Origin of the sequence: Actinomadura darangshiensis, assembly GCF_004349235.1 — a bacterium.
GTDB lineage: Bacteria > Actinomycetota > Actinomycetes > Streptosporangiales > Streptosporangiaceae > Spirillospora > Spirillospora darangshiensis.
In genome coordinates this window covers 35,518-45,522 of sequence record NZ_SMKY01000040.1, presented here as the reverse complement: position 1 = coordinate 45,522, position 10,005 = coordinate 35,518, and the positions used below count along the sequence as shown (strand labels likewise).

The window sequence follows — 10,005 nt, the reverse complement described above, 5'->3', positions numbered from 1 at the left end:
GGTTCAGGCGACGTGATTGTGGTGATCAACCCGTCTACCAGGGGTCTCTCTACGTCAGGCCACCAACCGACGCATTGCGATCATGCTGTGACCAGCGGACTGCCGCCACAGGGATGAAATGGGTTCACTGAAAGCCAGACCCAACGTCACCGGCAAAACCCCCGGCTGGAAGGCAGCGCTGAACGCACTGTCCCTGCACTACGGTGACCGCATCACCCTGAACTGAAAGCTGATCACCACCTCACCCACAGACTTTCAGACACTCCCGAATCACCGGCCGCGACCTCCCCGAATACGGTCACTGGACGGGCGGTGTCGGCTTCGGTGTCGGCTTCGGTGTCGGCTTCGGTGTCGGCTTCGGTGTCGGCTTCGGGGTCGGTTTGGCCCAGGGGGTTTTTCCTGCTGGTTTGAAGATGGAGAGGATTACCGCCGTCCACAGCAGGGTCGCGTAGAGGAGCATGCAGAGGACGAGGGTCAGGCCCGTGCCGCCTGGGTCGGCGGTGGGGTCGGTGGTACGGGTTTGGAGTTCCTCGATCCAGGTGCTCTGAATTGTGGCTATCACCGGGATGAGCAGGGCGATCACGAGTTTGAGCAGCACCCACCAGTGTTTGATCAGGCCCCATGGGGTGCCCAGGGAGACGACCAGGCCGGTGATGATCGCCAGGGCCATGCTCGGGATCACGATGGTCAGGTCGAAGATGTGCATCAGCTCGTAGGCGCCGTGGCGGACGGCGTGGTCTGACGCGGTGGCGCCTGCGATCGCGAGGGTCGTCATCGCTAGGGAGAGGCCCAGCCAGCCGACGCTGATGCCCACGTGGAGGGTCAGCCAGACGCGACGTGCGCGGCGGCCCAAACGCGGGAAGCGGGGGCGCATTCGTACGGCGATCACCGTGGAGAAGAGCATCCCCAGCAGTTGTTCAGGGCCGCCGCCGAAGCAGAAGACGAACTGGGCCGGGACGAAGAGGACATGAAAGATGATCAGCGTGCGGCGAACCTCCACTTTCGCGGCGGCCAGCGTGAATGCCGCGGCCAGGACGTAGCCATACGCGGCTGATGTCTTGATAAGCGGGTAGGACGTCTCACTGCGCATCCACAGCAGTGCGGCCGCCACGAGGGAGAAGACGGCGAAGGCGAGTTGCAGGCCTTTGGTCGTTCTGGGCATGTGGTTCAGCGTTGTCGCCGGCGCGTGTCCGGCACATCGGCCGATCTTCGTTTTCCAAAGACGGCGGACGAGGGATGCGGCCTACAACTTTCTATGGATGACCACTGGTCGTGGCGCGGTTAGCGTGGACGTTCATGAGACCCGCGACGATCCTGGACGCGGTCCTGGCACTCTCCGTCGCCGCGAGCGCGGCGTCCGGTGACCTTGGCGCGGGCCGGTCGATCGGCGACCAGGACATCGCCTTGCTCGGGTGGGATCCGCCGTTGTGGTTCTCCGTGCCGCTCGGCCTTCTTGTGGGGGCGGCCGTTTGGCACCGGCGGCGGCGGCCAGTGGTGCTGCTCGTGCTCGCGCTCGTCGCGTGGGTGACGGTGGACGCGTTCGTCGCCGTCGTCCTCGCGCAGTACACGTTCGCGGAGCGGAGCCGGTCGCGGCAGGCGGCGGCGGTCGCGACGATGGTCGCCGGTGTGGTGGTCGGCTTTCCGATATGGCGGCTCGGTGGGGCGGACGCCGCCGTGCCGCTGACGGCGGCGATCTGTCTGGCGCCGGCGCTGCTCGGTCTTTATGTCGGCGCGCATCGGGAGCTGATCGCGGGCATGCGGGAGCGGGCTGAGCGCGCCGAGCGGGAGCAGCGGGAACGGGTGCTGCGGGCTCGTAGCGACGAGCGCGCGCAGATTGCGCAGGACATGCACGACGTCGTCACGCACCGGGTCTCACTGATGGTGCTTCACGCCACGGCACTCGAAGCGTCCGAGGGACGGGACGCGACCGCGATCGGGAAGCGGATCGGGACGATCGGGCGCGAGGCGCTGAGCGAGTTGCGTTCGCTGGTGGATGTGCTGCGGACGGACGACGCGCCGCTCAAACCGCAGCCCGGTCTCGCCGATCTGGCCGACCTCGTAGAGGAGTCACGGCGAACCGGGATGGACGTCACGCTGCGGGTGGACGAGTCCGAAGCGCCCGCACCGGCACTGGTCGGGCATGCCGTTTACCGGGTCGTCCAGGAGGCGCTGACGAACGTCCACAAGCATGCCGGGGACGCCGAGTGCGCCGTCATCGTCCAGCGAACGGCGAAGGTCCTGCGGCTTTCGGTGACGAACGGGCGGGCCCGCGAGCCCGCGGCCGGTCTGCCGAGTGGAGGGCACGGGCTCCTCGGCATCGCCGAGAGGGTCAGGCTGCTGGGCGGGGAGCTGACCGCGGGGGCGACCCCCGAAGGCGGGTACTCCGTGATCGCCGAGGTGCCGCTGTGATCCGCGTCCTGATCGTGGACGACGAGTGGATGGTGCGCGCGATGCTCCGCACCATCATGGAGACGGCGCCCGACATCACGGTCGTCGGCGAGGCGGCCGACGGGAACGAGGCCGTCCGGGAGGCCGCGGCGCATCGTCCGGACGTCGTCCTCATGGACATCCGCATGCCCCGTGCCGACGGCCTGACCGCGACGGAGCGGCTGGCGGGAGCACACCGCGTCGTGGTCCTCACCACCTTCGACCTGGACGAATATGTCCGGACGGCGCTCCGCCACGGCGCGGTCGGGTTCCTGTTGAAGGACGCGGACGCGCAGGAGATGCTGGCCGCCGTCCGCAGCGCGGCCCGCGGGGACGCGATGCTGTCGCCCAAGGTGACCCGCCGCCTGCTCAGGGACTTCGCGGACGACGGACGTTCCGGCGCCGAGGCGAAGCTGGAAGTACTGACCGCCAAGGAGCGCGACGTTCTCGTGGCGGTCGGCAGCGGTATGTCCAACGCCGACATCGCCGCCGCACTGCACATGAGTGAGGCGACCGCGAAGACGCACGTCAGCCGCATTCTGACGAAGCTGTCGCTCACCAACCGCGTGCAGGCCGCCATTCTCGCCCATCGAGCCGGCCTTCTCGACATCAACCATGAATCCGTGTGAAACGGACTGTTGAGGGATCGTTGCAAGGCGTGGGTAGGGACAGTTGTGACAAACTGTGCCGCGAGTGAGCGAGGAGACACCACAGGACAGGAAAGCGATCGCTATGGCGGACAACACGGCCGGTTCGTCCAGGGCCCTCCCGGATCTCACGATGATCAGAGAATGCCGGGTCGCCAGATTCCTCGGCTGCTTCCTCGCGGCGCTGGCCGGTGCGGCGGCGGTCGCGGTGTTCGCCTCGTTCTTCCCCCGCGGCCACCGCGGGCGGCGCCGGCTCCGCCGCCGGCGCCCCTGGGAGCGCCAGCGCATCGGTACCGTGCCGCCCGAGTGGCAGGAAGACCAGGTCCGCTTCTAGCCCCCGCTCAGGGTTTGCGGACGAGCAGGTTCCCGGCCGGGAACCGTTCGATCTCGGTCGGACGGCGCAGGAAGCGGGCGACTTCGGTGAGGCCCGCCCGGCGGGTCAGGTCGGCGAGGGCGTCGATCGGCCAGCGGTAGGCGAGGGCGACCTTGTGGTCGAACGCCTCCGTCTCGGTTCCGTCGGTCGACTGGAACGCCAGCAGCAGGTGGCCGCCGGGCGCCAGGACGCGGTGGAACTCGGCGAGGACGGCCGGGAGGTCCGCCGGCTCCATGTGGATGAACGAGTACCAGGCGAGGATGCCGGCCAGGCCGCCGTCCGGGACGTCGAGGGCGGTCATGGTGCCCTCGTCGAAGCGGAGGTGCGGGTGGTCCGCGCGGGCCCGGGCGATCATCGCGGGCGACAGGTCGAGGCCGGACGCGTCCAGGCCGAGGGAGTGCAGCACCGCCGTCAGGTGCCCGGGGCCGCAGCCGAGGTCGGCGACCGGTCCGGGCGGGACCAGTTCCGCGAAGCCGGTGATCATGCCGCGGTCGAGGGGGAGGCCGTCGAGCACGTCGCGGAACATGTCGGCGTAGAGGGTGGCGACGGCGTCGTAGGCCGTCCGGGTGGCGGTGTCGGTCATGGGGTCCGACGGTAGCGGGCCTGGCGGGCGGCCGGGCCGGTGGGCCGCAGGCCGGAAAGCCCCATCTCGACGGCGGCGGTGGCGCGGCGGCAGAACGCCTCGGGCTCGTCCGCCGCGTCCGGGAACTCGTCGACGAGCACGTCCGCGAGGCCGTCGCGCAGCAGGTCGGCCGACCGGACGCCCTGCGCCTCCGCCATCTCGCCGGCCCGGTCGGGCGTCCGGTGGACGATCAGCGAGGCGCCCTCGGGCGGCAGCGGAGACAGCCAGGCGTGCCGGGCGACCAGGACGCGGTCGGCGGGCAGCAACGCCAGGGCGGCGCCGCCCGTCCCCTCGCCGAGCAGCAGGCAGAGCGTCGGCGCCGGCAGCGTGATCAGGTCGGCCAGGCAGCGGGCGATCTCACCGGCGAGCCCGCCCTCCTCCGCCTCCGCCGACAGGACGGCGCCGGGCGTGTCGACCACGGTCACCAGCGGCAGGCCCAGGCCGGCGGCCAGCCGCATCCCGCGCCGCGCGACGCGCAGCCCGGCCGGGCCGAGCGGGTGGCCGGTGCGCTGGCTGCGCCGGTCCTGGCCGACCACGACGCACGGGGCCGAGCCGAACCGGGCCAGGGCGAGCAGCAGGCCCGGGTCGGCCTCGCCCTCGCCGGTCCCGGACAGGGGCGTCACGTCCGCGGCGCCGTGGCGGAGCAGGTCGCGGACGCCCGGACGGCCGGGGCGGCGCGACCGGGTGATCGAGTCCCACGCCGTCCCGTCCGGCTGAACGCTCTCCGGCAGCGCCATGGGGGCCGCCGGCGGCCTGCCGCAGAGGACGCGCAGCACGCGGGACGCCACCTCGGCGAGGTCGTCGATGCCCACCACGGCGTCCAGCAGGCCCTTGGCCGCGAGGTTCTCGGCGACCTGCACACCCGGCGGGAACGGCTCCCCGTGCAGGCCCTCGTACACGCGCGGGCCGAGGAACCCGATCAGCGCGCCCGGCTCGGCGGCCGTCACGTGGCCGAGCGACCCCCACGACGCGAAGACCCCGCCCGTCGTGGGATGCCGCAGGTAGACGAGGTAGGGCAGCCCGGCGGCGCGGTGCGCCACGACGGCGGCGGTGATCCGGGCCATCTGGACGAACGCGGCCGTGCCCTCCTGCATCCGGGTGCCGCCCGAGCAGGGCGCGGCGAGCAGCGGCAGGCCCTCGGCGGTGGCGCGCTCGACGGACGCGACGATCCGGTCGGCGGTGGCGAGGCCGATCGAGCCGGCGAGGAAGCGGAACTCCGACACGACGAACGCGACCCGGCGGCCCCGCAGCAGCCCCTCCCCCGTCAGGACGGCCTCGTCGCAGCCGCTGCGCTCGCGGGCGGCGGCGAGGACCTTCCCGTACGGGGACGCCTCTTCGGCGGGCGGGGTGTCCCAGGACGTCCAGGCGCCCTCGTCCAGCACGCGGCGCAGCAGCTCGCGCGCCCCGGCACGTTCTGCCACGGGCCCCCTTCCGACGGTCTCCCTTGCATCATGACCTCACGGCGGGCCGATCCGGCATCCGGGGTGGACACTGGGAGGACCCGGCAGAAGGAGAGGCCACGTGTCCGAGGAGATCTGCTTCGCGTCCGCCCGCGAGCTGGCGCGCCGCGTCCGCGCCCGCGAACTGTCGGCGCGCGAGGTCGTGCAAGCCCATCTCGACCAGATCGAACGGACGAACCCGCAGGTCAACGCCATCGTGACGCTGGTCGCCGAACGGGCCATGGAGCAGGCGCGCGACGCCGACGAGCGGCTCGCGGCCGGGGCGGTCCCAGGTCCGCTGCACGGGCTGCCGGTCGCGCACAAGGACACGCACGCCACGGCCGGCATCCGCACCACGTCCGGCTCGCCGATCTTCGCCGACCACGTCCCGGACACCGACGAGCTGGTCGTCGAGCGCATGCGCGGCGCCGGGGCCGTGTCGCTCGGCAAGACGAACACGCCGGAGTTCGCCGCCGGGTCGCACACGTTCAACCCGCTCTTCGGCGTCACCCGCAACCCCTACGACCCGTCGCGGTCGGCGGGCGGCAGCAGCGGCGGCGCGGCCGCCGCGCTGGCCTGCGGCATGCATCCCCTCGCCGACGGCAGCGACATGGGCGGCTCGCTGCGCAACCCCGCGTCGTTCTGCAACGTCGCCGGGTTCCGCCCGTCGCCGGGGCGGGTGCCGTCCTGGCCGGTGCTCGCGGGCTGGTCGACGATGGGCGTGCAGGGCCCGATGGCCCGCGAGGTCGCGGACGTCGCGCTGCTCCTGTCGGTGCTCGCCGGGCCCGACCCGCGCAGCCCGATCGCGCTGGACACGCCCGGCTCGGCGTTCGCGGCGCCGCTCGACCGGGACCTCGCCGGGCTCCGCGTCGCCTGGTCCCCCGACCTCGGCGGGACGATCCCCGTCGACCCGGCCGTCACCGGCGTCCTCGAACCCGCCGCCAAGGCGTTCGAGGAGCTGGGCTGCACGGTCGAGGAGGCCGCCCCCGACCTGACCGGCGCGGACGAGGTGTTCCGCACCCTGCGGGCCTGGCACTGGGACATCACCCTGCGCCCCCTGCTGGACGAGCGCCGCGCCGACTTCAAGCCGTCCCTCGCCGAGAACATCGACGCGGGCCGCCACCTCACCGGCGCCGACCTCGGACGCGCCGAGACGCTGCACACGGCGCTGTTCCACCGGGTTCGCGAGTTCTTCGGACGCTACGACGCGCTCCTCCTGCCGGTCAGCCAGGTGCCGCCGTTCGACGCCGGGATCGAGTACCCGGACGAGGTCGCCGGGCAGCCGATGCGCGACTACCTGGAATGGATGCGGTCCTGCTTCCTCATCTCGGCGACCGGGTGCCCCGCGCTGTCGGTACCCGCGGGCTTCACCTCGGACGGGCTGCCGGTCGGGCTGCAGATCGTCGGCCCGCACCACGCCGACCTCGCCGTCCTGCAGCTCGGGCACGCGTTCGAGCAGGCGACCCGGCACGCGGCGCGCCGCCCGCCGCTCGCCGCGGGTTAGAGCCCGTCGCGGGGGATGCGCAGGACGAACCGGGCGCCCTGGTCGCTGTCGGCGGCGACGAGCGTGCCGCCGTGCGCGCGGGCGATGTCGCGGGAGATCGTCAGCCCGAGGCCGGTGCCGCTGTGGTCGCGGTCGCGGCCCTCGGCGAGGCGCTGGAACCGCCAGAAGATCCGCTCGCGGTCCTCGGGCGCGATGCCGGCGCCGTCGTCGCGGACCTCCAGCACGGCGTCCGGTCCGGCCGCGGCCACCCGCACCCAGACCCGCGACTTCGCGTGCCGCTCGGCGTTGTCGAGCAGGTTCGTCAGCAGCCTGACCAGGTGGTGCGGGGTGACATGGGCGATGACGCCCGCGTCCGCCGCGATCTCCATCGGGATCCGGCGCGGCCGCCGGCCGGCCTCCGTCCGCACCAGCTCGCCGAGGTCGACCCGCTCCCGCGGGACGTGCACGCCCGCGCCCAGCTTCGCCAGGATCAGCAGGTCCCCGACGATGCCCTGCAGCCGGTCGGCGTCCGCGAGGGCCGCCCGCGCGACCGCCGGCCAGTCCTCGTCCTCCGGGTGCTCCAGCGCCACCTCCAGCTGGGCCCGCAGCCCGGTCAGCGGGCTCCGCAGCTCGTGCGAGACGTCCGCGACGAACGCGCGCTGCCGCCGGAGCACGTCCTCCAGCCGGTTCAGCGTCACGTTCACCGACTCGGCCAGCTCCGACACCTCGTCGACCGGGTCGGGGACGGTCACCAGCCGGTCGGTGCCGCCGCCGGTGATGTCCGCCAGCTCGGCGCTCATCACCCGCACCGGCCGCAGCGCCCGCCGCACCGACAGCGACACGATCCAGGCGACCGCGGACGCGGCGATGAGGACCGATCCCACGAGCAGGCCGATGAACAGCCCCCGGTAGCGGGTGAACGTCGTGATCGGCGCACCCACGCAGACCTTCCGGACCCCCTGCGGTGTCTGCACCCGCTTGGTGACGAAGTAGACCTTGCCGAACCCCCGCATCGATTCGGTGTGGTAGCCGGTCGGGCCGGGCCGCCCCGGAGCCGGCACCCGCAGCGGGCCGCGGCCGTGCAGCGACTCGCTCGCCGCGAGCACGTCGCCGTCGGCGTCCAGCACCTGGAGCAGGGTGAAGTCGGGATCCTGGACGTGCAGCGTGCCGCGCGGGTCGGTCTCCCGGACGAGCGTGGCCAGATCCGCGGCGACGAAACCGCCGCGGTCGTGCAGCCCCTGGTAGACGGTCCTGCTGACGACCTGGTAGAAGATCACGACGCCTGCGACGAGCATCAGGGCGACGATCAGGGTCGCGGCGGCGGTCACGCGGGTCCGTACCGACCAGCACGACGGCGACAGCAGGTCCCCGAGTCTGCGCACCCGGCGCCCCTCCCCCTTCCGGCTCGCACGCGGCGGCCGGAGCCGCGCCGCGTCCCAGCGCCGGGGGGTGAGCGCAGAACTGGTTGTTACCTCCGCATTGCCCTGCGAAACATCACCGCATACGGGTCGATGACCGCGCGAGCGGCACCTCCCACCCCTGGGGAGCCGCCCGCACGGACACCGCACCGTCCACTGTGCACGGCCCCGATGCACGCGGCGCTACATCGGCGTGACGATCACGTTTCCGCACTTCCTCGGCGAACCCGCCATAATCTTCCATTGAACGGGGATGGACGGACTGGAGAGAGAGCTGGGAGACCTGGAACGACGCATGGACGCAGACATCCGGCCGCTGGAACCCGCCGACCCGCGCGAGGTCGCCGGGCACACGCTCCTCGGCAGGCTCGGATCCGGCGGCATGGGGACGGTCTACCTCGGCGCCGACCCGGTGTCCGGGGGGCGCGTCGCGGTGAAGACCATCCATCCGCACCTCGCCGGCGACCCCTCCTACCGGCGGCGCTTCCAGGACGAGGCGTACCTCGCCAGCCGGGTCGCGTCGTTCTGCACGGCGCGGGTCCTCGCGCACGGCGAGGAGGACGGCCGCCCCTACCTCGTCACCGACTACGTCGGCGGCATCTCGCTGCACGACCGGCTCGCCGACGACGGTCCGCTGCCGCCCGCCGACCTGCACGGCGTCGCCGTCGGCGTCGCGTCCGCGCTCGCCGCGATCCACGCGGCCGGGCTCGTGCACCGCGACCTGAAGCCCGCCAACGTGATGCTCACGCTGTCCGGCTGCCGCGTCATCGACTTCGGCATCGCGCGCAGCCAGGACTCGCAGGGCGTGACCGCCGCGACCGGGCAGGTCCTCGGCACGCCCGGCTGGATGGCGCCCGAGGTGCTCGTGGGCGGCCCCGCGACCCCGGCCGCCGACGTCTTCGCGTGGGGCTGCCTCATCGCCCACGCCGGGACGGGACGGATGCCGATCGGCGGCGACCCGGCGACGCTCCGCACCGGGGACCCCGACCTGTCCGGGCTGCCGGAACCGCTCGTCCAGGCCGTACGGTGGGCGCTGGCGAAGAACCCGGCGGAGCGTCCGACGGCGTCCGACCTGCTACTGGCCCTCGTCGAGCAGCCCCAGCCGGACGGCGGCGGATGGGCGTCGGCGCACCCCGTACCGGCCGCCGCGGCGTCCCCGCACGAACCGCCCACCCCCTCGACACCGCCGCCCTCGGCGCCGTACCGGCGGGAGCTCGCCGACCGCGAGGGGACCGACACCAAGGCGTTCACGCCCCTCGGCATGGCCCGCAGCAGGTCGTCCACGCGCACCCGGCTGCTCGCGGGCGCCGGCGCCGCCGCGGGGACCATCCTGATCGGCGCGATCATCGCCGGGCTCGCGCACGGCAAGAGCGACCATCCGTCCACGCCCGGCGGGACCGCCCCGCCGGCGACGCCGACCGCGTCCGCCACCCCGACGAAGAAGGCGGGCGCCATCACCCCGGGGTCGGTGAAGCGGCCGCCGCCGAAGACGCACAAACCGAAGCACCACAAGACCAAGCACGGCAAGCAGAAGGGCAAGCACAAGCGGAACTGAGCAGGTCGCCCAGGAGCGGGTCGTTCAGGTGCGGGTCGTTC

General features: G+C 72.8%; 9 protein-coding genes. 5 read left to right on the top strand and 4 right to left on the bottom strand.

The features are described from left to right. Nucleotides 1–298: 298 nt before the first annotated feature. On the bottom strand, nucleotides 299–1,162 hold the full coding sequence (locus E1293_RS12085) for a hypothetical protein (RefSeq protein WP_132197015.1): 864 nt from the start codon (nucleotides 1,160–1,162) through the stop codon (nucleotides 299–301). Nucleotides 1,163–1,296: 134 nt separating this feature from the next. Between E1293_RS12085 and E1293_RS12080 the strand changes: the two genes are divergently transcribed. The 3 genes from E1293_RS12080 (at nucleotide 1,297) to E1293_RS12070 (ending at nucleotide 3,408) form a co-directional block, all read left to right on the top strand. Next, a complete protein-coding gene (locus E1293_RS12080; RefSeq protein WP_132197013.1) occupies nucleotides 1,297–2,409 on the top strand; it encodes a sensor histidine kinase in 1,113 nt (370 codons plus the stop codon). After that, on the top strand, nucleotides 2,406–3,056 hold the full coding sequence (locus E1293_RS12075) for a response regulator (protein ID WP_132197011.1): 651 nt from the start codon (nucleotides 2,406–2,408) through the stop codon (nucleotides 3,054–3,056). The genes E1293_RS12080 and E1293_RS12075 overlap by 4 nt, the downstream gene beginning before the upstream one ends. A 151-nt stretch (nucleotides 3,057–3,207) precedes the next feature. Continuing rightward, the gene (locus E1293_RS12070) at nucleotides 3,208–3,408 is read left to right on the top strand and encodes a hypothetical protein (protein WP_132197009.1); all 201 of its coding nucleotides are present in this window, start codon (nucleotides 3,208–3,210) and stop codon (nucleotides 3,406–3,408) included. Between the two features lie 7 nt (nucleotides 3,409–3,415). Here the strand turns inward: E1293_RS12070 and E1293_RS12065 are convergent, their stop codons facing one another. Beyond that, entirely contained in the window at nucleotides 3,416–4,030 is a 615-nt protein-coding gene (locus E1293_RS12065; RefSeq protein ID WP_132197007.1) for a class I SAM-dependent methyltransferase, read from the bottom strand. Further along, a complete protein-coding gene (locus E1293_RS12060) occupies nucleotides 4,027–5,490 on the bottom strand; it encodes a carboxyl transferase domain-containing protein (RefSeq protein ID WP_132197005.1) in 1,464 nt (487 codons plus the stop codon). Before E1293_RS12060 ends, E1293_RS12065 begins: the two co-directional genes overlap by 4 nt. Before the next feature lie 100 nt (nucleotides 5,491–5,590). Here E1293_RS12060 and E1293_RS12055 point away from each other — a divergent pair, with 100 nt between their 5' ends. Continuing rightward, a complete protein-coding gene (locus E1293_RS12055; RefSeq protein ID WP_132197003.1) occupies nucleotides 5,591–7,012 on the top strand; it encodes an amidase in 1,422 nt (473 codons plus the stop codon). On the opposite strand, the gene E1293_RS12050 is transcribed toward E1293_RS12055, so the two are convergent. Continuing rightward, entirely contained in the window at nucleotides 7,009–8,373 is a 1,365-nt protein-coding gene (locus E1293_RS12050; protein ID WP_132197001.1) for a sensor histidine kinase, read from the bottom strand. The two genes, E1293_RS12055 and E1293_RS12050, sit on opposite strands and share 4 nt — an antisense overlap. A 331-nt stretch (nucleotides 8,374–8,704) precedes the next feature. Between E1293_RS12050 and E1293_RS12045 the strand changes: the two genes are divergently transcribed. Further along, on the top strand, nucleotides 8,705–9,964 hold the full coding sequence (locus tag E1293_RS12045; RefSeq protein ID WP_165978175.1) for a serine/threonine-protein kinase: 1,260 nt from the start codon (nucleotides 8,705–8,707) through the stop codon (nucleotides 9,962–9,964). Nucleotides 9,965–10,005: the final 41 nt, after the last annotated feature.